Genomic DNA, 24,806 nt, shown 5'->3' on the forward strand with positions numbered 1-24,806 from the left:
AGTATTTCATGCGAAAAAGTGATTAACAGGCTGACTTTGCGGAATCAGCCAGCTGCAGGATTTCCTTTAAGCCTCCCTCAGCATGCGGTCCCAGCGTCATCGCGGTCAGCGCGCCGCAGGCTGAAGCGATCTGCATGCACTCATCCAATGGTTTTCCCTGCAGCACGGAAGCGGCATAACCCGCAAAAAAAGCATCGCCGGCGCCGTTGGAATCGGCCAGCTGAATTGGCAACGCGGGAAAATGAGCCGTCCTGTGCGGAGTGATCAGCTGAGCACCCTTCGCACCACAGGTCACGACAATAGCCTGGCAGCGGTCCTGGAAATAAGCACTCAGCGGTTTGCCCAGCGTCTGTTTGAGCAGCTCCTGTTCTTCTTGATTCACTTTCAGATGCGTGCACAGCCGCATTGCTTTTTCAAGCAGCTGCGGATCGATCTGATCGCACAACGGCCCCGGATCGAAGAATAACTCTCGGCCCTGCCGGCAGAACTGCTGCAGGTAGGCAAGTGCATTTTCACTGTCAGAACCATAGATCAAATACAAGCCGGTCAGGCAGCACGCCGAATATGCCAGATCAGGCACTCGGTCGGCCCTGAATGTTCCTTCACAGCCGCGATAAGTCATGAACGTCCGTTCCTTCTGATCATCCAGCAGGATCATGCAGAATCCGGTCTTCTGATCTTCAATGACAAACAACCCCTCGCTCTGCAATGCGTTGCGCTGAAAAAAGGCGCGGACCTTTTCAATGGATTCAGCCCCGACCGCTGAATATAAAATCGGATCCAGTCCGAATTTTTTTAACGTAAATGCGGCATTGATCGGACAGCCGCCAATCCGTTCAAAAGTATCCTGAATCAGCGTGTCCTGCCCCTTGACAGGAAATTGCGATAACAGGCAATACCGGTCCAGACACAGGCCGCCCAACATTAAAACCGGGTTCTTCATGGTTGATTTCCTCGCTTTATTCTTACTATAACGGATATATTATAGTGAACTCCCTCGGGAAAGTCTATGAAACTAAGCAGGAAAACAACGAAATTTGTCAGCAGCACACCCCTGTTCTATGATAAAATAAAGACGTTGAAAATCCACAGCATCCCGATTCCGCTAATGGAGTGCGATGGGCTGCTTGGAAATTTCCGCGTTCCGTTTTTATTTCAGATTTTATCAGAATGAAACTGAGACCGGAAGATCAAAGCGAGGTTATAAAATGAAACAATCAGAACAAGAAATGAAGGAATGGGCGCAGCAGCTCAACGCTGTCCATCTGCCCCGGTGGGAGGAACTGCCGGATATTGATTTGTATATGGATCAGGTCATGACGTTGATGGATCGGTATCTGGATTTGCTTTTAGGCCAGAATCATGAAAAGATCATCACGCCGGCGATGGTCAACAACTATGTAAAGCTGAATCTGATTCCCGCACCGCATAAGAAGCAATACAATCGCGTGCATCTGGCTTATCTGGTCGCGATCACGATCTTGAAACAGGTGGTGACGATCAAGGAGGTGCGCGTCGGGATTCTGTATCAGGCCCATTTGAGCGGAACCCGCAATGCCTACAATCTGTTCTGCATGCAGCAGGAATATGAACTCAAAAGGGCAGCGGCGGAAATTGACCCGCAGCTGGCGCTGCAGGCACAGCCGGAACAAATTCCGTTTGATAATCTGGCGTTAAAAATGGCGTCCGGCGCCTTTGCTCAGAAAATTGTTGCGGAAAAAGCTGTCGCACTGCAGGAACAGGAATTGCGGCAGATGCAGGAAGAACACAACCGCAGCCTGCAGAAATGAGTCGGTTTGTCGTCATCGGCGGAGCCAATGTCGATTTGATCGGAAGTGCGGATCAGCCGCTGCGGCTGCACGATTCCAATCCAGGAACAATCCAGACAATGCTGGGCGGGGTCGGCCGCAATATCGCCGAAAACTTAGCCCGCTTGCAAGAAACGGTGAGTTTAGTCAGTGCTGTTGGGGATGACAGTTTCGGTCATTGGATTCTTGAACAGGGGCGGCAGTGCGGCATCGATATGCGTGCGGTTCAGCTTCTGAAGGGGCAGCGCACATCGGCGTTTCTTGCCATCTTGGATCCCCGTCATGACCTGCATTGCGCGGTGGCTGACATGGGCATTCTGAACCAGCTGAATCCTGCAATTCTGCAGCCAGTGCTTGATTCGCTGGATCCCGAGGATGTCTTGATTTGGGATACCAATCTTGATCCCGAACTGATCAAATGGATTGGCGGGCAGGCTCACTGTTTGCTGGCCATGGATCCGCTCAGTGCGTCTAAAAGTGAAAAAGCCCGCTGCATTCTGCCCAAGCTGACGTATTTCAAGCCCAATCGGGCAGAAGCCGAACGATTGTGCGGATTCACAATTGAAACACCGGCGCAGATCCGGTCGGCTCTGGATTGGTTTGCCGCTCAGGGGATCAAGGAAACCGTGCTTTCCTTAGGTGCTCAGGGAACGGCGCTGGCTGTGGGACAGCAGCGGCTGTTAATGAGCCTGGATTCCATCGTACCGGTCAATACCACTGGTGCCGGTGACTGCTTCTTTGCCGTTTATCTGAGCTGCCGCCGTCAGGGCGTTCCGCTCCAAACGGCGGCGGAACGGGCCGCCGGCGCTGCGGCGCTGACCTTAAGCGATCCGCTGTCCGTCAGTCCCCGGCTAAAACCCGCGATCTTGGATCACTGGCGGGCGCGGCTGCATTGCCAATGGCAGGATCTGACACAGATTTAACCTTCTCTTTCAAAAACAGCGGTGTACTCCGCTTGCGAAATCCACAATCTCGATGAAGAAAGAAAAAGGAGAAAAAACATGGAAGACGTATTGAATATTATTCGTGATGAAACACTGACTTATCAACAACAGCTGCTCGCTTTAGCCCGTCTGGCGGAAAATATGGACGACACGCTAAAACGCAGTCCTGAATATCTTCAGGGACAAAGCGAAGGCATATTCTGCGATTTGGGTGAAGGTCTGGCTCCTTATCGGCCGCGGTATATCTGTCCGGATTATACTCGATTGATGGAATGCGGATCATCATTTCTCGGCTTAACCCCGCCGACGGATCTATTGGAAGCCACTCAGGCGTTATTGATCATGTATCACCATGTTCCTTCAATCACTTCGTTCCCGGTCTATCTGGGCAATCTCGATCAGCTGCTCGAACCCTTTGTCGTCAAGGAAACACCGCAGCGGGCAAAACAGATTCTGAAGATGTTTCTGCTGCACATTGACCGTACGCTGACGGATTCCTTCGTGCATGCCGATCTGGGTCCGTCTGCGACCTTAACCGGCGAGCTGATTTTAGAGCTGACAGAGGAAATGCAGTGTGCGATGCCGAATTTGACGCTGAAATATGATCCGGAACTGACCCCGGATGATTTTCTTAAGCGCTGTGCTTTGTGCATGCTGAAAACCGCTAAGCCTTCATTTGCCAATCATCGGATGTTTACGCGCGAGTGGGGTGAAGACTATGCCATCGCCTCCTGCTACAATGGATTGAAGATTGGCGGCGGCGGATTTACTTTGCCGCGGATCCGGCTGTACGAATGCTCGCTGAAGGCCAAAGATCCGCAGGATTTCCTGGATCATGTGCTGCCGCATTATACGCAGATTATGCTGGAAATGATGGAAGACCGGATTCACTTTTTAGTCGAGACAAGCGCTTTCTTTAAAGCCAATTTCTTAGTCACTGAAGGCTTTGTCAAGCTCGAAAACTTTACCGGCATGTTCGGCATGGTCGGGTTGGCAGAATGTGTCAATCATCTGCTGCACATCGATGATCCGAAGCATGGCTACGGCAACAATCCGCAAGCCGACGATCTGGGCGCAGCGATTCTGCAGCGCTTAAGCGATTTGGTTGCCGGTTATACTTCGGCTTACTGCGACTGCACCGATCATCATTTCCGGCTTCACGCCCAGGTCGGCATTGATTCCGACGGCCGTGAGAACTCCCCGGGAGCACGGATTCCGGTGGGGGCAGAACCGGGCATGCTGAAGCAAATCCAGCACGCAGCTCGGATGCATGGCTTTTTCCCGACCGGCATTGGCGATATCTTTAAATTTGAAGAAACCTGGCTGAATACGCCGGAGGCGCTGGGCGACATTATCAAAGGCGCGATGCAGAGCGGCATGCGCTATTTCTCCGGCTATCTGGAAAACAATGACGTCGTGCGGGTCACCGGTTATCTGGTTAAGAAAAGTGAACTGGCGAAGCTTGATCAGCATAAGCAGTCGCTCAATAATGTCAGCATCTTCGGCCAGGGCGCGCGGGATAAGGCAAAGGCTCTGGACCGGCGGGTAGAAAAGCTGGAGCGATGAAGGCGCTGATCAACCGGATTATTCCGTTTTCCAATGTGGATGGTCCGGGCAATCGCTGTGCAATTTTTTTCCAGGGATGCCCGCTGCACTGCGCCTATTGTCATAATCCCGAAACCTGGCGTCTCTGTGACCATTGCGGGAAGTGTGTACCCGGCTGTCCTGCCGCTGCCTTAACAATTCGGGATGGCCAAGTTCATTGGGATGAAACCCGCTGTGTCGGCTGTGATCAATGCATTCATGTTTGCCCCCATCATGCTTCCTGCAAAGTCAGTGAGCTTACTCCCGATCAATTGTTTGAGCAGATTGCGGAAACCTTCCCGTTTGTTCAGGGGATTACGGTCAGCGGTGGAGAATGCATGCTCTATGCCGATTTTCTCACGGATTTGTTTCGCCAAGTGAAGGCGGCGGGGAAAACCTGTCTGATCGATTCCAACGGGGTCTTCGCGTTTGAAAAATATCCTGAATTGTTGGCGCTGTGCGATGGCGTGATGCTGGATATAAAAGCTTATGATGAACCTTTCCATCGCCAGCTGACCGGCGCGTCGAATCGGCAGGTGCTGGATAATTTGATTCTGCTGCGGGATAGCGGAAAGCTGGAGGAAGTTCGGACCGTACTGCTGCCGCAGTTTCCGGAACAAAACGCGCGGACGGTGCGGGCGGTCAATGAATTGCTTCAGGGGAAAATCCGTTATAAATTGCTGCGCTACCGGCCTTTTGGCGTTTGTGAGGAAGGACTGCAGTTCTGCGGCCGCACGATTACGCCGTTAGCGGAAGCAGAACGGCTGGCTCAGGCTGAAATGGACCGCGGATATTTTAACTGTGTTGTGATTTGAGCAAGGCTTGTGAAAAAGAGATTTGAGGATACGGGGAAGTTCGTAAGGGCTTCCTTTTTGTTCGGCTGCCCTCTTTATAAAATAGGCAGGAACGTGATATAATAAAAAAGCAAGTCAACGAAGGAGCGTCGGGCCGGATGAAAACACCACAAAAAGCGATATCGCAGCTGATCTCGCAGAAGGAAATTTTAGAACAGCTTAAAGAAATTGGCGTCAGTGCCGGCATGATCCTAGAAGTTCATGCGTCGCTGAGCGCTTTTGGTTATGTCTGCGGCGGCGCCCAGACGGTTGTCAATGCGCTGATCGAGGCCGTCGGTTATTCCGGAACGCTTTTGATGGCGCTGCAATGCTCAGATAATACAGAACCCTCGGCCTGGGAAAACCCGCCGATTGAACGGCATTTGATCAAAACGGTCCGGGAACAGATGCCGGCTTTTAATAAAAAGGAAACCGACACCCGGGCGATGGGAGCAGTCGTTGAAAATTTACGCCGTCGGGATGGGATTGTCATCTCTCATCATCCCAACTGTGCCTATGTTGCCTGGGGCAAATATGCCAAACTGCTTTGCAATCACCAGTCGCTGCATTTTCCGTTGTCCGAAGAATCACCGGCCGCCCGGCTGTATGAGCTGAAAGGCTCAGTGCTGTTAATGGGCGTGGACTATCAACGCTGCACAGCTCTGCATTTAGCGGAATACCGCAGCGAGATCCGACCGGTTATTTTGCGCGGTGCAGCGGTGGAGCTGGAAGGCAAACGGATGTGGAAGAAGTATCTGGATTTAGATATCGACAGTGAAATCTTCAATAAAGTGGGCAAACGCCTGGAAGAAAAGGGCTTTGTAAAAAAGGGAAAGGTGGGAATGGCTGATCTGAAGCTGTTTAAAGCCGATGCGGCGATCGATGAGGCCGTCCGCTATTTTGTCAAAGATCATCCTTATGCCCGTTATCTGCAGCCAAGCTTATTTTAGCAAGTAAAGACCGTCGTTCTGTCGGCGGGGTCGGTAAATAGTAAGTCAGAAAAAATAAAAAAAGATGAAATAAAAAGCAGCGAGGACAAAAGTGACCCGTTGCTTTTTGCTTTGTATTGTTTTTTATCGTTCTATTGACAAGCGCTGAAACCCAGCCGGCATTTTCTTAATCCAATTCAAATAAGGAGCTTAGCCACGCGCCTAATTCCCGCAGTATTGTTTCTTCCTGCAAGCCGAACCGGTTGGGGATCGGGGCATCCAGATCCAAGACAGCAACCACTTGACCGTGAAGGCGGATGGGGACGACAATTTCGCTGCGGCTGGCCCCATCGCAGGCAATGTGACCAGGGAACTGATGGACATCCGGCACGACTAAACATTCTCCTTGCAAAGCGGCAGTGCCGCAGACCCCTTTGCCCAAGGCGATATGCGTACAGGCAGGTTTTCCCTGAAAAGGTCCTAAGATCAGTTCGTTTTCTTTCATCAGATAGAATCCCGCCCAGTTCAAGTTCGGCAGACTCTGCATGATCAGCGCGCTGAGATTGGCCAGGCAGCAGATTCGGTCGGTCTCTTGCGCACATAGCGCTTTGGCATTGTCAAGCAAAGACTCCAGATTCATTGTTAAGTTTTCTTCCATCATGATTCCTCCGTTTTTTATATTTTACAGGAATCGGCAGAAAAAAGGAACGTTTCCGTGCAGAATGTGCTATAATGTTTACCGTGAACAGGGGAGCAAATGCTGAGATCCAACGATGGAACAAACCCTTATCACCTGATCTAGGTAAAACTAGCGTAGGGAGTTTACTGATTTTTCCTTACGCCTCACACTTGGAGGTGTTTTTTTATGAAATGGACAACCAAAGATCTCGTCTACATGGCGCTGTACGCTGCATTATTCATCGTACTTGACGTCGCTGTCAACACCCTCGGAATTTTACAGATGCCCAACGGCGGTTCACTGGGCGTATCGGTCATTCCGCTTTTAATGGCCAGTTACCATTTAGGCTGGCAGAAAGGGACGGTCGTTTCCGTTCTTTCGATTCTGCTGCAGTATGTTACCGGACCGATGTATACACCGGACCTGCTCGGCTTTCTGCTCGACTACTTCATCGCCTTTTCCGTTTACGGACTGGCAAGCCTGTTTCCGAATTATAAATGGTTTTATTCCGGAGTTCTGATTACTAATCTGATCCGGCTGCTTTCCAGCACGCTGTCCGGAACCTGGGTTTGGGGTTTGGATTATTGGCCGTCATTTCTTTACAATGCGACCTATATGATCCCAACAGCGATTCTGTGCCTGGTGCTGCTGCCGTTAGTCATGCCTCGCCTCAAACCGGCGATGAACAAGAAATAAAAAGTCCTATTTTCGATTAGATCAGAAAAACTCAGCAATCAGCCGTTTTCTAACAAAAAATCCCCGCAGAGAGAAGCCTGTCTTCGGACATCGCTTAAGCCTGCGGGTTTTCTTTTATTTCAATAAGGGAGAAAACAAAAATGAACTTAGTTTAACTGACTTTCTTCCGATTTAAAGGTTTGGTGCTTGGTATCAATTTTCTGGGCCTGTTCTTTTTCCAGCTTATACCAGCCCTTTTCAAACATCAGATCGTATGTTTTCCGCTGCAACTGGCTGCTTTCCTGAAACAGACCGAACACTTTTGTATACAGGTCGTTGTTGCTGGCTTCCTGACAGGCTAAAGAATACATGTATGTGATATGCTTGATGGATATCAACAGATCATTCAGCCGGTCGCGGTCGTTAAAGCGTTTCTCGTCCGGTAAAATTTCGGACTTCGGATTCATGACTTCCTGGCTGCTCATTCGTTGACACTTCCTTTCAGTTCATCGGTCAGAATGGAATATTGACTTTTTAAGGTCTCGTAGTAGTGAGCGGCAAAGTCGCTGACTTGCTGGTCTTCAATCTTTTGGCTGTAATCCTCCGCTTTCTTGGCTGTAGTCAGCAGCGTTTCCAGCAGATCTGCCAAGTAGGAGCAATCTTTCGGGGAAAGCATTTTCGGCGGTGTTTTCATCATCCAGCCTCCTTTCTTCTCAGAGTATGGGCAATGCAAAATGTTTTATGCGTGAATTGGTGTTGGTTCTCAGGCGGTTTGTACTGACGGATCCGACTGGATTCCCCTCTTTTCGTCCAGACTAAAAAGAGGTATAATAAAAAAGATTTTTGTAAAAAGAAGAAACGAGGTGAATCAACATGCTGCCTGAGGTGGGATCGCAAGTCTACATTCAGAGTTTCAAGCATGATGGTTCGCTGCATCGGACATGGGCTAAGGGATTCGTTATTGAAGCGGGTGTACGCCGGGTGATTGCCGTGACTAACAAAACTTGGGTCACGGAAGCCGATGGACGCCGTTGGTTTACACGGGAACCTGCAATCTGCTTCTTCTATCCTGATCACTGGTACAATGTGATTACAATGATTCGGAAAACCGGTATCTATTATTATTGTAATCTTGCTTCGCCTAGTTTATATGATGGAGAAGCAATTAAGAATATTGATTATGATTTGGATGTCAAGTTGTTTCCAGATGGACGAATTGAGATTTTGGATGAAGACGAATATGTTCAGCATGGCCGTGAAATGGGATACAGCGAACCGCTGAAGCATGCCGTAGAAAAAGAGATGGATGTGCTGATCGGAAAGATTAAAAAGAAAGAATCACCATTCAATCAAAAAGAGATTGAGTGTCTGTACCACGAATATCTGGAACTGCTGCATACAACGCTGCAAAGTTCCGGAAGCGAGAAGCTTTGACTCAGTAAGAACTGAATCAAAGCTTCTTTGTTCATTGAAGACGGCTATATCGATATAGAAAAGAACGGGGGATGACAGGGCTATCGAAGAAATAATTTAAACTTGATGTATAAAATGATTAAAACTGGGAAAGGTGTTGGATAGTAGTTAGGCAGAATCCTAAATAAGGCTTTAAAATAAGGCGAAAATGATGTGATTGGAAAAAACTAAAAAAAAGTGAAAAAAAGACTTGCCAAAAGTAAAGATTCGGGATATACTAACTAAGCTGACTCGGTGAGAGTCAAGCGCGTCGATCTTTGAAAACTAAACAGGAAGAAAAGCACAAAATACAACGTCAATTCATAAAGAATCTGTCTTAGGACAGAGAAGATAAACGAGCTAAACAAACTCGAACAAATGGAGAGTTTGATCCTGGCTCAGGATGAACGCTGGCGGCGTGCCTAATACATGCAAGTCGAACGCTTTGTAAAGGAGCTTGCTTCTTTACGAGGAGTGGCGAACGGGTGAGTAATACATAAGCAATCTGCCCATCGGCCTGGGATAACAGTTGGAAACGACTGCTAATACCGGATAGGTTAGTTTCTGGCATCAGGGACTAATTAAAGTTGGGATACAACACGGATGGATGAGCTTATGGCGTATTAGCTAGTAGGTGAGGTAACGGCCCACCTAGGCGATGATACGTAGCCGACCTGAGAGGGTGACCGGCCACATTGGGACTGAGACACGGCCCAAACTCCTACGGGAGGCAGCAGTAGGGAATTTTCGGCAATGGGCGAAAGCCTGACCGAGCAACGCCGCGTGAGTGAAGAAGGCCTTCGGGTTGTAAAGCTCTGTTGTGAAGGAAGAACGGCTCATAGAGGGAATGCTATGGGAGTGACGGTACTTTACCAGAAAGCCACGGCTAACTACGTGCCAGCAGCCGCGGTAATACGTAGGTGGCGAGCGTTATCCGGAATTATTGGGCGTAAAGGGTGCGCAGGCGGTTTGAAAAGTTTAAGGTGAAAGCGTGGGGCTTAACCCCATACAGCCTTAGAAACTGTCAGACTAGAGTACAGGAGAGGGCAATGGAATTCCATGTGTAGCGGTAAAATGCGTAGATATATGGAGGAACACCAGTGGCGAAGGCGGTTGCCTGGCCTGTAACTGACGCTCATGCACGAAAGCGTGGGGAGCAAATAGGATTAGATACCCTAGTAGTCCACGCCGTAAACGATGAGAACTAAGTGTTGGGGAAACTCAGTGCTGCAGTTAACGCAATAAGTTCTCCGCCTGGGGAGTATGCACGCAAGTGTGAAACTCAAAGGAATTGACGGGGGCCCGCACAAGCGGTGGAGTATGTGGTTTAATTCGACGCAACGCGAAGAACCTTACCAGGTCTTGACATATCAGGCAAAGGCATAGAGATATGCTGGAGGTTATCCTGAATACAGGTGGTGCATGGTTGTCGTCAGCTCGTGTCGTGAGATGTTGGGTTAAGTCCCGCAACGAGCGCAACCCTTGTCTTTAGTTACTAACATTAAGTTGAGGACTCTAGAGAGACTGCCGGTGACAAACCGGAGGAAGGTGGGGATGACGTCAAATCATCATGCCCCTTATGACCTGGGCTACACACGTACTACAATGGCGGATACAACGAGAAGCAAGACAGCAATGTGGAGCAAACCTCAGAAAGTCCGTCTCAGTTCGGATTGAAGTCTGCAACCCGACTTCATGAAGCCGGAATCGCTAGTAATCGCGGATCAGCATGCCGCGGTGAATACGTTCTCGGGCCTTGTACACACCGCCCGTCAAACCATGAGAGTTGGCAATACCCGAAGCCGGTGGCCTAACCCGTAAGGGAGGGAGCCGTCGAAGGTAGGGCTGATGATTGGGGTTAAGTCGTAACAAGGTATCCCTACGGGAACGTGGGGATGGATCACCTCCTTTCTAAGGAGAAAGACGAGAAAAGTTGGATTTTGTGAAAAAGTAAGCCTGTTTAGTTTTGAGAGATCGAAAGATTTCTCAGTCCAGTGATTGTTCTTTGAAAACCGAATAACAGAAAACAGATAGAAAGACATGATCTTTCTGAAAAGTTGAAAAGATTTCAAAAATCAGAACAAGATATTTGAAGTTGAACGTTGAACAGTTCTTAAGAAAGAAAAGCGTAACTGGACGACTCGCAGTCAAGACAGGAACGCGTGATTAAATGAATAAGGGCGTATGGTGGATGCCTAGGCATGTAGAGCAGAAGAAGGACGCAGCTAACGGCGAAACGCGACGGGGAGTGGTAAGCACACATCGATCCGTCGGTCTCCGAATGGGGAAACCCAGCGCGAGTAATGTCGCGTTACCCATGAGTGAATACATAGCTCATGAGGAGAGAACCCAGGGAATTGAAACATCTTAGTACCTGGAGGAAAAGAAAATAAGAATGATTCCCTCAGTAGCGGCGAGCGAACGGGGAAGAGCCCAAACCAGCCTTAGGGCTGGGGTAGTAGGACCACAACGTGGTACGTTGACCGATAGAAGAAGGACATTGAAAGGTCCGCCAAAGAGGGTGCAAGCCCCGTAATCGAAATTGGAAGACGACCTAGTGGAATCCTGAGTACGGCGAGGCACGTGGAACCTTGTCGGAAGCATCCGGGACCATCCGGAAAGGCTAAATACTCCTACATGACCGATAGTGAACCAGTACCGTGAGGGAAAGGTGAAAAGAACCGCGGGAGCGGAGTGAAATAGAACCTGAAACCATATGCTTACAAGAAGACAGAGCCCGTTAAGGGGTGATGTCGTGCCTTTTGTAGAATGAACCGGCGAGTTATGTTATCGTGCAAGGTTAAGTGGAAGACACGGAGCCGAAGCGAAAGCGAGTCTGAAGAGGGCGAGAGTACGATGAGATAGACCCGAAGCCGTAGTGATCTAGCCATGACCAGGTTGAAGGTTGGGTGAAACCAACTGGAGGACCGAACCGACCCCCGTTGAAAAGTTGGCGGATGAGTTGTGGCTAGCGGAGAAATTCCAATCGAACACGGCGATAGCTGGTTCTCCCCGAAATAGCTTTAGGGCTAGCGTCGAAGTAAGGGTAGTGGAGGTAGAGCACTGAATTCATGATGGCGCCGTCAAGGTGTACTGAATGAAATCAAACTCCGAATGCCATTATGTCATCTTCGGCAGTCAGACTGTGGGTGATAAGGTCCATGGTCAAAAGGGAAACAGCCCAGATCATCAGTTAAGGTCCCAAAATTACTGCTAAGTGGAAAAGGATGTGGGGATGCACAGACAACTAGGAGGTTGGCTTAGAAGCAGCCACCCTTGAAAGAGTGCGTAACAGCTCACTAGTCGAGTGACCCTGCGCCGAAAATTAACCGGGGCTAAGCAGTATACCGAAACTATGGCAATGACTTCGGTCATTGGGTAGGGGAGCGTTCCATGGGCGTCGAAGCCGTACCGGAAGGAGCGGTGGAGCGCATGGAAGTGAGAATGCCGGTGTGAGTAGCGAGATGCAGGTGAGAATCCTGCACACCGATAGACCAAGGATTCCAGGGGAAGGTTCGTCCGCCCTGGGTAAGTCGGGACCTAAGGCGAGGCTGAAAAGCGTAGTCGATGGAAAACAGGTTGATATTCCTGTACCCGCGCATTGAGTGATGGAGTGACAAAGAAGGCTAACCGGACCGGTAAATGGATTCCGGATCAAGCGAGGTAGGAGGCAGTCAGGCAAATCCGGCTGTCAATCTGAAGGCGTGATGAGGAGCGAACGGGCGACCTAGTAGCGAAGACGGCGATGCCAGCTTTCAAGAAAAGCTTCTAGCGCAAATCAATGAGCGGCCCGTACCAAAACCGACACAGGTGGTCAAGGCGAGAAGCCTAAGGTGAGCGAGAGAACTGTTGCCAAGGAACTCGGCAAAATAGCCCCGTACGTTCGCAAGAAGGGGCGCTCGAAAGAGCCGCAGTGAAGAGGCCCAAGCAACTGTTTAACTAAAACACAGCTCTCTGCAAAGTCGCAAGACGAAGTATAGGGGGTGACGCCTGCCCGGTGCTGGAAGGTTAAGAGGATGTGTTAGTGGCAACACGAAGCATTGAATTGAAGCCCCAGTGAACGGCGGCCGTAACTATAACGGTCCTAAGGTAGCGAAATTCCTTGTCAGGTAAGTTCTGACCCGCACGAAAGGCGTAATGATTTGGGCGCTGTCTCGGCAGCAGACTCGGTGAAATCTTAGTACCTGTGAAGATGCAGGTTACCCGCAACTAGACGGAAAGACCCCATGGAGCTTTACTGTAGCCTGATATTGAGTTTTGATCAAGTATGTACAGGATAGGTGGGAGACGAAGAAGTTGGGACGTCAGTTTCAATGGAGTCGACGTTGGGATACCACTCTTAGTTGATTGAAATTCTAACCTATATCCGTAAGCCGGGTAAGGGACAGTGTCAGGTGGGCAGTTTGACTGGGGCGGTCGCCTCCTAAAGAGTAACGGAGGCGCCCAAAGGTACCCTCAGATTGGTTGGAAATCAATCGACGAGCGCAAATGCAGAAGGGTGCTTGACTGCAAGACAGACAAGTCGAGCAGGGACGAAAGTCGGGATTAGTGATCCGGCGGTGCAGAATGGAATGGCCGTCGCTTAACGGATAAAAGCTACCCTGGGGATAACAGGCTGATCTCGCCCAAGAGTTCACATCGACGGCGAGGTTTGGCACCTCGATGTCGGCTCATCGCATCCTGGAGCTGAATTCGGTTCCAAGGGTTGGGCTGTCCGCCCATTAAAGCGGTACGCGAGCTGGGTTCAGAACGTCGTGAGACAGTTCGGTCCCTATCTGTTGTGGGCGTAGGAAATTTGAGGAGAGCTGTCCTTAGTACGAGAGGACCGGGATGGACCCACCGCTGGTGCACCAGTTGTATCGCCAGATGCATAGCTGGGTAGCTAAGTGGGGAACGGATAAACGCTGAAGGCATCTAAGCGTGAAACCGACTCCGAGATGAGATTTCCCATTTCCTAGAGAAAGTAAGACCCCTTGAAGACGACGAGGTAGATAGGTCAGAGATGGAAGCACAGTGATGTGTGGAGTTGACTGATACTAATCGGTCGAGGATTTAATCACATGAGGAAAAAACAAACGTTCATAACGAAGTAAGAAAGAGCAAGACTTTCTAGAAGCAACTGTTATTTGGTTTTCAGGGAATAATCCTGAAACGATCTGGTGACGATAGCGAAATGGTCACACCTGTTCCCATCCCGAACACAGAAGTTAAGCATTTCCGCGGCGAGAATAGCTATGCCTGCCATAGTGAAGGCAGCTCGTTGCCAGGTTCTTCGGTTCCCTTCCTAGGGAGCCTTTTTTTGTTTCCTGATTGACTGTAGCTTTGGTTTTTGATCAGTACCGTTTATTTCTTCCATCGCGAAAGTCATCATGAAAAGTGACCAGAACAGGTTCAGGGAAAAAAGGAAAATGTTGAATTCAGGATCTCCATTTCTTTTGAGAATGAGGTGGAATTGAACGAAACGAAGAATGAAAAAAGTAAAATGGATGTCGTTTTGAATGTCTGCATGGTTTTCTTTCTCCCCCGCTTTAAATCTGTGCTATAATATTTTCCATGTGACACAGAGGAAAGGATGTGAACAAATGAAGCTTGAATTGATAACGGAAACACCGCAGGAAACCAAAAATCTCGGTGAGAAAATGGGAAGTTTATCTGAGCCCAATATGGTATGGACCATGAGCGGAGATCTGGGTGCTGGCAAGACAACGCTGACTCAGGGAATTGCCCGCGGATTGGGAATCACCCGTACCGTCAGCAGTCCAACCTTTACGATATTAAAGATTTATCAAGGCCGCTTGCCGCTGTATCATTTTGATGCCTATCGTCTGGAAGGCACGCATCAGGAGCTGGGCTTTGAAGAAATGATTGATGGTGAAGGTTTGACCGTCATTGAATGGCCGGAATATATGGAAGATCTTGAACAAACCGAACCGCTGCGGATTACGCTGCATCGTTTAGGCGAAGATCGCCGGCGAATTGTTTTGGAAACTGAGAATGAAAAATACGCGGCATTGATGGAGGCGTTAAAATGATTACATTATGTATGGATACGAGCAGTAAGTTTTTAGTGCTGGCTTTGATTCAAGAGGATGAGCTGATTGGCAAGCGCTGTCTGTCTTCTTGGAAGCGACAGTCAGAAATGATTTTTCCGCAGCTGACAGAACTGCTTGCGGAATGTGGTCTGTCACCCAAGGCGATTGACCAGGTCGTTGTGACGAAAGGTCCTGGCAGCTATACTGGGGTACGAATCGCGATGACGGTGGCAAAGGTCTTGTGTTCGACTGCGAACTTGCCGCTGTATGCACTTCCAACGCTGGAACTGATCGGCGCCGGTAAGACAAAGGCAGCTGTGCTGCTGGATGCCCGCAGCCAGCGGGCTTATTTTGGAATGATTGAAAACGGCCGGCTGAGCGGAAAAGAAGAAGTCCTTTCCCTCAGCGAAATTCAAGCCCGTATTGACAATGCCGATGGATTGGAACTGGTCGGCGACTGTTCTTTGTTAGGGTTGGAAGATTGTTACCCGGACCTTGCGCAGGCCTTCCTGACGACTCGCTCACAATGGCAGAGAGTCGAGAACGTCCATTTATTAGTGCCGGAATATCTCAAATCGGCTGACGATTATCTGGTAAAAAAAGCATGATTCGGAAAATGACGCTGGACGATTTGGAAATTGTCTGTGAAATGGAGCTGCGCCTGTTTAGTTCGCCCTGGCCGCGGGAAAGCTATGAGTATGAGCTCAAAGAAAACCCCTATTCCCATCTGTTCGTCGCTGAGAATGAAACGGGGACGATCGTAGGCTATGCGGGTGTCTGGACGACCTTTGATCAGGCTCAGATTACAACGATTGGCGTCGATCTTCCGTATCGTCGGCAGCATTGGGCCTCGCAGCTGATGGATCACATGCTGGGGGTGGCCGCTGAACAGGGCTGCGAAGTGATTTCACTTGAAGTGCGAGTGAGCAACATTCCAGCTTTGACATGTTATAAAAAATATGGTTTTGAAATCATCAATATCCGGAAGGGCTATTATCAGGACAACCATGAGGACGCTTATTTGATGATGAAACCAATAGGAGGAAGTTTATGAAACGAAATTTAATCCTGGCGATTGAGTCCAGCTGTGATGAGACAGCCGCAGCGGTGGTTGAGGACGGCTCTAAGATCTGTTCCAATATTGTTTCTTCGCAGATTAATGTCCATAAAAAATACGGCGGGGTTGTCCCGGAAGTTGCATCACGAATCCATGTTGAAAATATTTCCGTCGTGATTGAAGAAGCTCTGTCCCAGGCAGAAGTCACAATGGATGATATTCTGGCGATTGCGGTTACCCAGGGACCCGGGCTGGTGGGTTCGCTGCATGTCGGTGTCCAGGCAGCCAAAACGCTGGCCTGGTATTATGATAAACCGCTGATCCCGCTGCATCATATTATCGGTCATATTTACGCGAACCGCTTTGTGGATGAGCTGCGTTTTCCAATGATCGCACTGGTTGTCTCCGGCGGGCATACCGAACTGGTCTGGATGAAAGAGGAATGGTCGTTTGAAATTCTCGGCACAACGCAGGATGATGCGATCGGCGAAGCTTATGACAAAGTTTCCCGGGTTATGGGAACAGGTTATCCAGGCGGTCCGGTGATTGACAAAATGGCCAAGCAGGGACATCCGCATTACACATTGCCGAAACCCAAAACAGAGAAACCACTCGATTTTTCATTCAGCGGGCTGAAATCGGCGGTGCTGCAGCTGATTGACCGGGAAGGCAAAAAAGGCGAGGAATTGAATAAAGAAGACTTGTCCTATGCTTTCCAGGAAGCTGCGCTGGATACTCTATTAAAAAAGACGATGGCCGCGGTGAAGGAATTCAAACCGAAGCAGGTTGTTCTGGCCGGCGGAGTTGCGGCCAATTCCCGGCTGCGTGAAAAAATCTCAGAAATGATTTTAGAAACTCCGGATGTGCATCTGACGATCCCGCCGTTATGGTGCTGTACAGACAATGCTGCGATGATTGGAGCGGCCGGCTGGACCGCCTATACACACGGTTTAACCGGGTCGCTGGACATCGCTGCGAACCCATCCATGGAAATTGAAACAAGTTCAATTCATTAAATCATTCACAATTTAAAACAAGTGTGCTAGAATAATGCAGAAGGGGTTGATAGTATGCCAACAAAGTCAGTCCCTAAGGCTACACTGCAGCGTTATCCGATCTATCTGAAAGCTTTGCGCAAACTTAAGAATTCCGGCGTAACCCGGATCATGTCCAAGGAGCTTTCGGAATATGTGGCTATTGAGTCCACGACGATCCGCCGAGATTTCTCATTTTTAGGATCGTTAGGGAAGCAAGGCTATGGCTATGACGTTGACCGCCTGATTGAAATATTCAACGAACAGTTGGGCATGGGATTCGATGAGAAGATTATTCTTGTCGGAGCAGGCAACCTTGGGAAAGCTTTAATGAATTACAATCGCTGGAACCATGTTGTCGGCGAGATTGTATGTGCCTTTGACATCCGTCCGGAGTCTGTCGGAAAGACACCGATTCCGGTTTACCACGTCGATGAAATGAAGGATAAGATTCCGGAAGGATGCCGGATTGCGATCCTGTGTGTTTCATCCAATGTTCAAGATGCTGCAGATCGTTTGATCGAATGCGGCATTACTGGTATTGTTGATTTCTCACATGAGCATTTCCAGGTTCCTAAGGGCGTTCTGGTTAAGCCGATTGATGTCGTTTCAACGATTCAGGAACTGGTTTTTGAAACCAACAACATGAAAAAGTAGAAGGCAGCGAAAAGAGAACGATCCTCATACTGAAGCACAGCGAGCCGGGCAGGGTGAAAGCCGGAGTTCAGTCAGGGAATGCGGAACACTCTGGGAGCCGGATCGGAGAACTGACAGTAGACGATCCCGTCGGCGGCGTTAACGCACCCTGAGGCTCAGTGTTTTTTAACCTTTGAGCGAATGAGGATGGCACCACGTTGATTGACGTTCCTTAAGTGAGGAACGTTTTTTTTATAAAACAAAAGGAGAAAAGTATGCTTACATTCATGACCGTCAGAGAACTCTATGAGATGGCTTGTTCCGGCAGCACAATGGAAACCGATCAAATCGAGTATGCCCAGCTGCAGGGATGGGTCAGAACTAACCGCAACAACGGCTCGATCGGCTTTATTGAGCTGAACGACGGCACCTATTTCCGCAACGCTCAGCTGGTCTATTCTTCCGATTTGGCCAATTTTCAGGATGTATCCAAATATTTGACAGGCACGGCTTTAACCGTAACCGGAAAGGTTGTGCTGACGCCGCAGGCCAAGCAGCCTTTTGAGCTGCAGGTCACGGAAGTGATTTTAGAAGGCGCCTGCGACAATTCCTATCCACTTCAGAAAAAGCGTCATTCGTTTGAGTACCTGCGTGAAATCGGCCATCTGCGTCCGCGCAGCAACACATTCAACGCAGTATTCCGCGTCCGTTCCGTACTGGCTATGGCGATTCATGAATTCTTTCAGGATCAGGGCTTCGTTTATGTGAACGCACCGATCATTACCGGCAATGATGCCGAAGGTGCAGGTGAGGTTTTCACGGTGACTACGCGCGAGGACGGCAATTATGAAGAAGATTTCTTCGGCAAGAAAGCCAACCTCACTGTTTCCGGACAGCTGCAGGCAGAGGCGTTTGCGATGGCATTCCGCGACGTTTACACCTTCGGACCGACCTTCCGGGCTGAAAACTCCAACACGACAACGCATGCTTCGGAATTCTGGATGGTAGAACCGGAAATCGCGTTTGCGGATTTGGAAGATGATATGGATTTAATTGAAGATATGATTAAATACTGTATTCAGTATGTTATGGATAACTGTCCGGAAGAGATGAAATTCTTCAATCAGTTTATCGACAATACGCTGCTGGATCGGCTGAATCATGTTTTGAACAGTGAGTTTGTCCGGATGCCGTATACGGAAGCGATTGATCATCTGTTAAAAGCGACGAAGAAATTTGAAAATCCAGTTTCTTGGGGAATGGATCTGAATACAGAGCATGAACGTTATTTATGTGAAGAGGTAGTCAAAGGACCGGTCTTCTTGATCGACTATCCGAAGGATATCAAAGCCTTCTATATGCGGATCAACGCGGATGGAAAAACCGTGGCGGCCTGCGATTTGTTAGTCCCTGCGGTGGGTGAGCTGGTCGGTGGCTCTCAGCGTGAGGAACGGCTGGACGTCCTGCAGAATCGAATGAAGGAAATGGGCGTCCATGAGGAAGGTCTGCAGTGGTATCTTGATCTGCGCCGGTATGGCGGATGTCAGCACGCCGGATTCGGTCTGGGCTTTGAACGCTTCATCATGTATGTCACGGGAATGCAGAACATTCGCGATGTCATTCCCTTTGCCCGGACACCGAAAAACTTGTTGTTTTAATTCATGCGTAAAACAGAAAGAGTTGAAAGTCATCTCAAGTTATGATTTTTGACTCTTTTTTTATCCTTGTCTGCCGGATAATCGGAGTTCACTCTCCTGTTTCGGTCAGTTCAATGGATGTCAGTTTAAAATCCGCTCAGCGATCGCTTGTCCAAAGATAAACTCACTATTTCTTAATTTAAGCATGAGCCAAACTCGATCACAAGGTCAATGAAAATAAATTTTATACAACGATATCCGTCTCTTTGAATAAAACAACGGAAGCGACATAAGAATAAAAGACAGAAACCGATCCAGAGTACAAATCTATTGCTAAAAGATGCGAACTTGTTCTGCGGCTTCAGATTTTGCGGGATAGTTTGCGGAAATGGTTGAAAAAGCGGCTTTATTGGGGCGGATACCAAAAAAACTTGAGGTTGTTCTGTAATTCTCTTATAATAGAGCGTAGGATGTGATGATATGAAAAAATATGTATTAAAAACTGATGAAAACGGCAATGAGATCACGGTTGCCGATGTCCATAAGGTACTTTTAGAGATGCTGAAAATGATCGACGGCATTTGTCAGAAATACAACATACCGTATTTCCTCAACGGCGGCAGCGCTTTAGGTGCAGTTCGTCACCAGGGGTTTATTCCCTGGGATGACGATGCAGATATTGCCATGCTGTATGAAGATTACAAACGTTTTATCATTGCTTTAAAGCAGGATCTGCCGCAGGAATACACGTTTCAGTGCTTCGATACTGACAAGCGTTATAATCCGTTGATTCCGGGGATGAAGATCCGCAAAAAAGGCACGTATTTGAAAGAAGTGAATACGCTGCTGGCGAACCGCTGTACGGAATGCGACGGCATTTTTATTGATGTTTTCGTCTATGACTACTGCTCCGCAAGCAAAACGATGGATCTGCCGCTGCGGATGCTGAATCAGCTGATTATGCCGTTTATCATTTTATTTGATAACCTCGGCATGAATCCGGTATTTCTCAAGCGTTGGTTTGTGTCCAATGCGCGTATGTATGGAAAGCTCAATGAAGGAAGCAAGAAGATCGGATTTGATCTGACATGGACGTTTAAGAGCCCATTAAAGCCGTTTATTTTTGATTATGATGATATCTATCCTGTTCAGTATGTGCCGTTTGAGGATACGCAGCTGCCGATCGCTCATCATCCGCATGAATACTTATGCACGGCGATCGCACCGAGCTATATGACGTTGCCTCCCGAGGAGGAACAGAAGCCGAAGCATATCGTTGATATTCGGTTATAAGGAGTATTGGAAACCATGACAGTGGAACCAAGCTATGTCCCGCGCGGCTCCAAACTGCGCTGGAAATCATTCCTCCTTCTCTTTATCGCCTGCTGTCTGATCGCTTATGGCGGTCAGTGGCTGATGAATCAACGGCAGAAAAAACAAGTGGACACGTATGGGGTCTGCGGACTGAGCAATCAGAAAACACGGCAGCTGTTTGAAAGTCAGATTACAGATGAATCTCAGCTGCTGTCATTAGGCGACTATCTTTACTATGGAGAAACGCTCAATTTATATCATGAACGCTATGACCGCAACGGTCAGGATTTGTTTGCCGGCAAAACGGTCATTCTGCGCAATGTATGCAGCGGGCTGGACTTTGTCTACATGATGGAAAAAAATGCGGATGGTCAGATCCCGTTAGAGGATCTGGATGAAGGCTTTTATCAGGTTTTCATCATGCAGGATCTGAAAGAAAAACAACTGATCAGCGCGGAAAAGCTCCACGATACTTTCTATACGGTCACGCGAACGACAACCAATAAAAAAATTGAGCTGATTGCAGATCAGAATCTTTTTGACAATCCGGAAGAAGAACCATTTCTGGCAAAGAACTATGTGTTTGTCCAAGTCAGCACTGAAACCCAGCCGGAAGACTGGATTGATGTGATGATTGATCCCGGCGCGATGCATCGGGACAATGGATATACGGACAAAGGCGTCCATGGTCATGGGCTGCAGGCGTATGAAGAGAATTACCGAATCGCTGTAAAATTAAAAGATCAGCTTGAAAAGTTAGGTCTGAAAGTGGAGTTAACTCGGGATCTGGATGAAATCGTCAACAGTTATGGCGAGGACGGCCGTTTAGAACGAGCGTATTCCAAGCATGCCCGTTATTACATTAACATTGAAATGAAAAGCGCAACCAACGTTAACCTGCGCGGAACGGATATCGTATATTCGTCTTTTTCCTCCAATCGCATGGCTTCGACGGTACTGAAATCGATTGTCGAGAATACCTCGCTCACATATGCCCGCGAAGCAACTGGATCGGCCAGCGGGACAAGTACCGGGGAAGATGGAACGGCTTATGATGGGCAGAAAATCATCCGGGAATCCGGCGGAAGAATATTGGGAGCTGGTACGTTTTCGGAAGCCTCCCGTCAGAATCAAGCCTTTGCGGCAGAGAATCGTTATGGCATGCAGGCCCTGACCATACAGTATCTGTTTTTAAGCAATGAAGCAGATGTAGCGGCTTGGCAGAATGAGCTGGATGCGATTGCGGAAGCCACCGCGGCGGGATTAGCCAAAGCAATGCGCATCCCAACTGAGGAATAAGGAATACCGAAAGATGGAAATGGAATTTGAAGAAGGGGAGTGAAAGCATGCTCTATCAAATCAGCCGCGGAAGTAAATCCTTTGGCACGGAAACTGTCTTTGAAGATATTCAGTTTGAGATCCGCGGCACTGAAAAAATCGCAGTGGTCGGCCGCAATGGCTGTGGGAAGTCAACACTTTTAAAAATTATGACCGGTGAGCTGGAACTGGACAAGGGTGAAATTCACAGTACCTCCGGCATTCAAATCGGTTATCTGGCGCAGACAACGTTTCCGGATGAAACACGAACTGTCCGCGCGGATCTTGAACAAGTATTCGAACCGCTGCAGAAGATGAAAACACAGTTGGATGAGTTGACTGAGCGGATGGCTACGGATTACAGTGAGGCTGTGCTGGATCGGTACGCGCAGCTGGAAACGCAGTTTGAAATGGCAGGCGGCTATACCTGGCAGTCAGAGCTGATGACTGTCTTTACAAAGTTCGGCTTTCAGGAAGAAATGCTGGATCGGACGATCAATACATTCTCCGGTGGTCAGAAAACACGGTTGGCGTTTGTTAAGCTGCTTTTAAGCAAACCGGATATTCTGCTGCTGGACGAACCGACAAACCATTTGGATCTTGAAACCATTGAATGGCTGGAGGGCTATTTGAAGCGGTACAGCCGGGCAGTTGTGCTGGTATCTCATGATCGGATGTTCTTAGATCATATCGCAGAAGAAGTCTATGAGCTGGAATATGGTTCAATGAAGCATTACACCGGCAACTACACAAGCTTTCAAAATCAGAAGCAGCAGGACTTAATTCGCCAGCAGCAGATGTATAACCGCCAACAGAAGGAAATTGAGCGCCTGGAAGGTTTGATCGAGCGCTTCCGCTACAAGGCGACCAAAGCCGCGATGGCACAGTCAAAGATCAAAGCACTGGAGCGCATGGAAAAGATCGATGCGCCTCAGAAAAGTGATACAAAGAGTTTTTCCGCCCATTTTGTACCGCGGTTAAAAGGCGGAAAAACAGTGTTGGAAATCAAGGATCTTAAGGTGGGCTATGATCGTCCGTTATGTGAGATTTCCCTGGAAATTTTATCCGGCCAGCGAATCGCGGTACTCGGTCCAAATGGCTGCGGTAAGAGTACACTCATGAAAACGCTGGTTGGGGATCTGCCGGCTTTAGGCGGAGATTACCTATATGGGCATCAAATAGAAACCGGCTATTTTGATCAGCAGTTAGCGCAGTTTTCTTCCGGGAAGACCGTATTAGAAGAATTGTGGGATGATTATCCAGATTTGGACCGAACGCAGATCCGCACGGTCCTGGGACGGTTCCTGTTTACCAGCGACGATGTTTTCAAGACTGTGGATGTTCTTTCCGGAGGCGAGAAAGTCAGATTGTCCTTAGCTAAATTAATGCTGCGTCAGGCCAATTTCCTGGTGCTGGATGAACCGACCAACCATCTTGATATCGTTGGGAAGGAAGCCCTTGAAGAAGCGCTGAACGGCTATACCGGAACAATTTTGTTTGTTTCGCATGACCGTTACTTCATTTCAAAAATTGCGACGGCAATCCTGCATCTTGATATGCAGGGCAATGCGGTTTATTATCCCTTTGGTTATGAGCAGTTTGATGAGGATCAGCAGCAGAAGGAAAAGGAACAGGCACCAAAAAAAGATGTCGAAGTGCAGCGTCAGACGCCCAAGCGCAATCCCAATGCCCGTGAAGCAGCCAAGCTGGAAAAACAAATTGCAGAGAAGGAAGAACAGCTGGAAGGTCTGCGTGAAAAACGCTTTGATCCCGAATATTATCATGATTATCAGAAGATGAACGAACTGGATGAACAGATTGATGATCTGCATAATGAGATTGAACATTTAATGCAGCGCTGGGAAGAATGTTTAGAGGGATAGAAATCCGGACTTGTCCAATCCCTGTCTAAACGCTATAATAATCTTGAGGAAAAAAAGGAGAAAACATCATGTCTGAAGTAAAATTAAACCATTTAACAACAGAACGCCGTAACGAGAAAACGATGAATCTTGATACGCTTTCTACCCACGAATTATTAGAAATCATGAATGAAGAGGATCACAAGGTTCCTGAAGCGGTTCGGGAAGCGATTCCGGAAATTGAAAAAGCGGTTCAGGCGATCATCAAAGCGCTGCGCAGCGGCGGACGTTTGATTTACATGGGCGCTGGAACTTCTGGCCGCTTAGGTGTTATCGATTCTGCGGAATGCATGCCGACCTTTGGTACGACTTATGAGGTTGTCGGTTTATTAGCCGGCGGTCCAGGGGCCTTCTTGACAGCGGTAGAAGGTGCTGAGGATGATGCTGAATTAGGAAAGCAGGATCTGGTCGATCAGAAACTGACAGAAAAAGACGTTGTCTGCGGAATTGCAGCCAGCGGCAGAACCCCGTATGTCATCGGCGGTTTGGATTATGCGCGTTCCATTGGAGCAACAGCGGTTTCCGTTGCTTGCAACAAAGGCAGTGAAGTAGGCAAGCATGCAGATGTTGCGATTGAAGTTGATGCGGGACCGGAAGTTTTAACCGGCTCGACCCGTTTGAAATCCGGCACATGCCAGAAATTAATTCTGAACATGTTGTCAACCGCTTCCATGGTGGGCTACGGCAAGGTTTACGGCAACTTGATGGTGGATGTTAAAGCTACGAACCTGAAACTGGTAGAACGTTCAAAGCGCATCATCATGATGGCTACTGACTGTGATTATGAAACAGCGGCGAAGATGTACGAAGTTTCCGGCAACTATCCAAAGGTCGCAATTGTCATGATTCTGACAGGCTGCACTAAGGAAGAAGCGGAAGAACGGCTGAAAAACAACGAAGGATTTGTCCGTCAGGCGATTAAATAAATATGAAAAAGCTGCAGCATTTGAGGT

The 24,806-nt window shown here is 48.5% G+C and carries 21 protein-coding genes, 3 rRNA genes and 1 riboswitch; of the genes, 20 read left to right on the top strand and 4 right to left on the bottom strand.

The annotated features are described in order from the left end of the window. Positions 1-22 precede the first annotated feature (22 nt). The gene (locus MCG46_RS06380) at positions 23-943 is read right to left on the bottom strand and encodes a carbohydrate kinase family protein (protein ID WP_240278711.1); all 921 of its coding nucleotides are present in this window, start codon (positions 941-943) and stop codon (positions 23-25) included. Positions 944-1,208: 265 nt separating this feature from the next. Between MCG46_RS06380 and MCG46_RS06385 the strand changes: the two genes are divergently transcribed. The 5 genes from MCG46_RS06385 to MCG46_RS06405 all read left to right on the top strand — a co-directional run bounded on the left by MCG46_RS06385 (position 1,209) and on the right by MCG46_RS06405 (position 6,119). After that, positions 1,209-1,790, top strand: coding sequence for a DUF1836 domain-containing protein (locus MCG46_RS06385; RefSeq protein ID WP_040452462.1), 582 nt, complete (start codon positions 1,209-1,211; stop codon positions 1,788-1,790). Further along, positions 1,787-2,731, top strand: coding sequence for a carbohydrate kinase family protein (locus tag MCG46_RS06390; protein ID WP_240278714.1), 945 nt, complete (start codon positions 1,787-1,789; stop codon positions 2,729-2,731). The genes MCG46_RS06385 and MCG46_RS06390 overlap by 4 nt, the downstream gene beginning before the upstream one ends. Positions 2,732-2,809: 78 nt before the next feature. After that, positions 2,810-4,318, top strand: coding sequence for a YjjI family glycine radical enzyme (locus MCG46_RS06395; protein WP_240278716.1), 1,509 nt, complete (start codon positions 2,810-2,812; stop codon positions 4,316-4,318). Further along, positions 4,315-5,151, top strand: a complete 837-nt coding sequence (locus MCG46_RS06400) for a YjjW family glycine radical enzyme activase (RefSeq protein ID WP_240278718.1) — start codon at positions 4,315-4,317, stop codon at positions 5,149-5,151. The genes MCG46_RS06395 and MCG46_RS06400 overlap by 4 nt, the downstream gene beginning before the upstream one ends. A gap of 137 nt (positions 5,152-5,288) precedes the next feature. After that, positions 5,289-6,119, top strand: a complete 831-nt coding sequence (locus MCG46_RS06405; protein ID WP_020226250.1) for an aminoglycoside N(3)-acetyltransferase — start codon at positions 5,289-5,291, stop codon at positions 6,117-6,119. Positions 6,120-6,285: 166 nt separating this feature from the next. Here MCG46_RS06405 and MCG46_RS06410 read toward each other — a convergent pair whose 3' ends face one another. Then, positions 6,286-6,756, bottom strand: a complete 471-nt coding sequence (locus MCG46_RS06410; RefSeq protein ID WP_154239140.1) for a GAF domain-containing protein — start codon at positions 6,754-6,756, stop codon at positions 6,286-6,288. Positions 6,757-6,835: 79 nt separating this feature from the next. Beyond that, positions 6,836-6,935, top strand: a riboswitch (TPP riboswitch). Positions 6,936-6,963: 28 nt separating this feature from the next. Here MCG46_RS06410 and MCG46_RS06415 point away from each other — a divergent pair. After that, a complete protein-coding gene (locus tag MCG46_RS06415; protein ID WP_240278720.1) occupies positions 6,964-7,473 on the top strand; it encodes an energy-coupled thiamine transporter ThiT in 510 nt (169 codons plus the stop codon). Between the two features lie 146 nt (positions 7,474-7,619). Here MCG46_RS06415 and MCG46_RS06420 read toward each other — a convergent pair whose 3' ends face one another. Together MCG46_RS06420 and MCG46_RS06425 are read right to left on the bottom strand one after the other, a co-directional pair. Continuing rightward, positions 7,620-7,937, bottom strand: a complete 318-nt coding sequence (locus tag MCG46_RS06420; protein WP_240278722.1) for a spore coat protein — start codon at positions 7,935-7,937, stop codon at positions 7,620-7,622. Next, positions 7,934-8,149, bottom strand: a complete 216-nt coding sequence (locus MCG46_RS06425) for a hypothetical protein (protein ID WP_154239139.1) — start codon at positions 8,147-8,149, stop codon at positions 7,934-7,936. Before MCG46_RS06425 ends, MCG46_RS06420 begins: the two co-directional genes overlap by 4 nt. 176 nt (positions 8,150-8,325) lie before the next feature. Here MCG46_RS06425 and MCG46_RS06430 point away from each other — a divergent pair, with 176 nt between their 5' ends. The 14 genes from MCG46_RS06430 (at position 8,326) to murQ (ending at position 24,779) form a co-directional block, all read left to right on the top strand. After that, on the top strand, positions 8,326-8,886 hold the full coding sequence (locus MCG46_RS06430) for a DUF402 domain-containing protein (protein WP_020226245.1): 561 nt from the start codon (positions 8,326-8,328) through the stop codon (positions 8,884-8,886). 393 nt (positions 8,887-9,279) lie between these two features. Then, positions 9,280-10,815: ribosomal RNA gene (locus MCG46_RS06435) — 16S ribosomal RNA — on the top strand. A 253-nt stretch (positions 10,816-11,068) separates the two neighbouring features. Beyond that, positions 11,069-13,964: ribosomal RNA gene (locus MCG46_RS06440) — 23S ribosomal RNA — on the top strand. Positions 13,965-14,059: 95 nt separating this feature from the next. Next, a 5S ribosomal RNA gene (gene rrf / locus MCG46_RS06445) occupies positions 14,060-14,173 on the top strand. Together the 16S, 23S and 5S rRNA genes form the textbook arrangement of a ribosomal RNA operon. Before the next feature lie 313 nt (positions 14,174-14,486). Next, positions 14,487-14,936, top strand: coding sequence for a tRNA (adenosine(37)-N6)-threonylcarbamoyltransferase complex ATPase subunit type 1 TsaE (gene tsaE / locus MCG46_RS06450; protein WP_154239362.1), 450 nt, complete (start codon positions 14,487-14,489; stop codon positions 14,934-14,936). Continuing rightward, positions 14,933-15,544 carry a tRNA (adenosine(37)-N6)-threonylcarbamoyltransferase complex dimerization subunit type 1 TsaB gene (gene tsaB, locus MCG46_RS06455; RefSeq protein WP_240278724.1) on the top strand — a complete coding sequence of 204 codons (612 nt, stop codon included), beginning with the start codon at positions 14,933-14,935 and terminating at the stop codon, positions 15,542-15,544. Before tsaE ends, tsaB begins: the two co-directional genes overlap by 4 nt. Further along, complete coding sequence (gene rimI / locus MCG46_RS06460; RefSeq protein ID WP_240278726.1) at positions 15,541-15,990, top strand: ribosomal protein S18-alanine N-acetyltransferase; 450 nt, start codon at positions 15,541-15,543, stop codon at positions 15,988-15,990. The genes tsaB and rimI overlap by 4 nt, the downstream gene beginning before the upstream one ends. Continuing rightward, a complete protein-coding gene (tsaD, locus tag MCG46_RS06465) occupies positions 15,987-17,009 on the top strand; it encodes a tRNA (adenosine(37)-N6)-threonylcarbamoyltransferase complex transferase subunit TsaD (RefSeq protein WP_020222999.1) in 1,023 nt (340 codons plus the stop codon). The genes rimI and tsaD overlap by 4 nt, the downstream gene beginning before the upstream one ends. 54 nt (positions 17,010-17,063) lie before the next feature. Next, positions 17,064-17,684 carry a redox-sensing transcriptional repressor Rex gene (locus tag MCG46_RS06470; RefSeq protein WP_006060166.1) on the top strand — a complete coding sequence of 207 codons (621 nt, stop codon included), beginning with the start codon at positions 17,064-17,066 and terminating at the stop codon, positions 17,682-17,684. A 254-nt stretch (positions 17,685-17,938) separates the two neighbouring features. Further along, entirely contained in the window at positions 17,939-19,321 is a 1,383-nt protein-coding gene (asnS, locus tag MCG46_RS06475) for an asparagine--tRNA ligase (RefSeq protein ID WP_020223000.1), read from the top strand. A 459-nt stretch (positions 19,322-19,780) separates the two neighbouring features. Then, the gene (locus tag MCG46_RS06480; RefSeq protein ID WP_240278728.1) at positions 19,781-20,593 is read left to right on the top strand and encodes a LicD family protein; all 813 of its coding nucleotides are present in this window, start codon (positions 19,781-19,783) and stop codon (positions 20,591-20,593) included. 15 nt (positions 20,594-20,608) lie between these two features. Continuing rightward, positions 20,609-21,913, top strand: coding sequence for an N-acetylmuramoyl-L-alanine amidase (locus MCG46_RS06485; RefSeq protein WP_154239351.1), 1,305 nt, complete (start codon positions 20,609-20,611; stop codon positions 21,911-21,913). Between the two features lie 47 nt (positions 21,914-21,960). Next, complete coding sequence (abc-f, locus tag MCG46_RS06490; RefSeq protein ID WP_240278730.1) at positions 21,961-23,814, top strand: ribosomal protection-like ABC-F family protein; 1,854 nt, start codon at positions 21,961-21,963, stop codon at positions 23,812-23,814. 68 nt (positions 23,815-23,882) lie between these two features. Further along, positions 23,883-24,779, top strand: coding sequence for an N-acetylmuramic acid 6-phosphate etherase (gene murQ / locus MCG46_RS06495; RefSeq protein ID WP_240278732.1), 897 nt, complete (start codon positions 23,883-23,885; stop codon positions 24,777-24,779). Positions 24,780-24,806: the final 27 nt, after the last annotated feature.

This window comes from Holdemania massiliensis, from assembly GCF_022440805.1.
GTDB classification, from domain to species: domain Bacteria; phylum Bacillota_I; class Bacilli_A; order Erysipelotrichales; family Erysipelotrichaceae; genus Holdemania; species Holdemania massiliensis_A.

What these genes read in the sequence shown, in the direction of transcription:
- MCG46_RS06380 (WP_240278711.1), bottom strand. Translation starts at nt 943, where the DNA reads ATGAAGAACCCGGTTTTAATGTTGGGCGGCCTGTGTCTGGACCGGTAT.
- MCG46_RS06385 (WP_040452462.1), top strand. Translation starts at nt 1,209, where the DNA reads ATGAAACAATCAGAACAAGAAATGAAGGAATGGGCGCAGCAGCTCAAC.
- MCG46_RS06390 (WP_240278714.1), top strand. Translation starts at nt 1,787, where the DNA reads ATGAGTCGGTTTGTCGTCATCGGCGGAGCCAATGTCGATTTGATCGGA.
- MCG46_RS06395 (WP_240278716.1), top strand. Translation starts at nt 2,810, where the DNA reads ATGGAAGACGTATTGAATATTATTCGTGATGAAACACTGACTTATCAA.
- MCG46_RS06400 (WP_240278718.1), top strand. Translation starts at nt 4,315, where the DNA reads ATGAAGGCGCTGATCAACCGGATTATTCCGTTTTCCAATGTGGATGGT.
- MCG46_RS06405 (WP_020226250.1), top strand. Translation starts at nt 5,289, where the DNA reads ATGAAAACACCACAAAAAGCGATATCGCAGCTGATCTCGCAGAAGGAA.
- MCG46_RS06410 (WP_154239140.1), bottom strand. Translation starts at nt 6,756, where the DNA reads ATGGAAGAAAACTTAACAATGAATCTGGAGTCTTTGCTTGACAATGCC.
- MCG46_RS06415 (WP_240278720.1), top strand. Translation starts at nt 6,964, where the DNA reads ATGAAATGGACAACCAAAGATCTCGTCTACATGGCGCTGTACGCTGCA.
- MCG46_RS06420 (WP_240278722.1), bottom strand. Translation starts at nt 7,937, where the DNA reads ATGAGCAGCCAGGAAGTCATGAATCCGAAGTCCGAAATTTTACCGGAC.
- MCG46_RS06425 (WP_154239139.1), bottom strand. Translation starts at nt 8,149, where the DNA reads ATGATGAAAACACCGCCGAAAATGCTTTCCCCGAAAGATTGCTCCTAC.
- MCG46_RS06430 (WP_020226245.1), top strand. Translation starts at nt 8,326, where the DNA reads ATGCTGCCTGAGGTGGGATCGCAAGTCTACATTCAGAGTTTCAAGCAT.
- tsaE (WP_154239362.1), top strand. Translation starts at nt 14,487, where the DNA reads ATGAAGCTTGAATTGATAACGGAAACACCGCAGGAAACCAAAAATCTC.
- tsaB (WP_240278724.1), top strand. Translation starts at nt 14,933, where the DNA reads ATGATTACATTATGTATGGATACGAGCAGTAAGTTTTTAGTGCTGGCT.
- rimI (WP_240278726.1), top strand. Translation starts at nt 15,541, where the DNA reads ATGATTCGGAAAATGACGCTGGACGATTTGGAAATTGTCTGTGAAATG.
- tsaD (WP_020222999.1), top strand. Translation starts at nt 15,987, where the DNA reads ATGAAACGAAATTTAATCCTGGCGATTGAGTCCAGCTGTGATGAGACA.
- MCG46_RS06470 (WP_006060166.1), top strand. Translation starts at nt 17,064, where the DNA reads ATGCCAACAAAGTCAGTCCCTAAGGCTACACTGCAGCGTTATCCGATC.
- asnS (WP_020223000.1), top strand. Translation starts at nt 17,939, where the DNA reads ATGCTTACATTCATGACCGTCAGAGAACTCTATGAGATGGCTTGTTCC.
- MCG46_RS06480 (WP_240278728.1), top strand. Translation starts at nt 19,781, where the DNA reads ATGAAAAAATATGTATTAAAAACTGATGAAAACGGCAATGAGATCACG.
- MCG46_RS06485 (WP_154239351.1), top strand. Translation starts at nt 20,609, where the DNA reads ATGACAGTGGAACCAAGCTATGTCCCGCGCGGCTCCAAACTGCGCTGG.
- abc-f (WP_240278730.1), top strand. Translation starts at nt 21,961, where the DNA reads ATGCTCTATCAAATCAGCCGCGGAAGTAAATCCTTTGGCACGGAAACT.
- murQ (WP_240278732.1), top strand. Translation starts at nt 23,883, where the DNA reads ATGTCTGAAGTAAAATTAAACCATTTAACAACAGAACGCCGTAACGAG.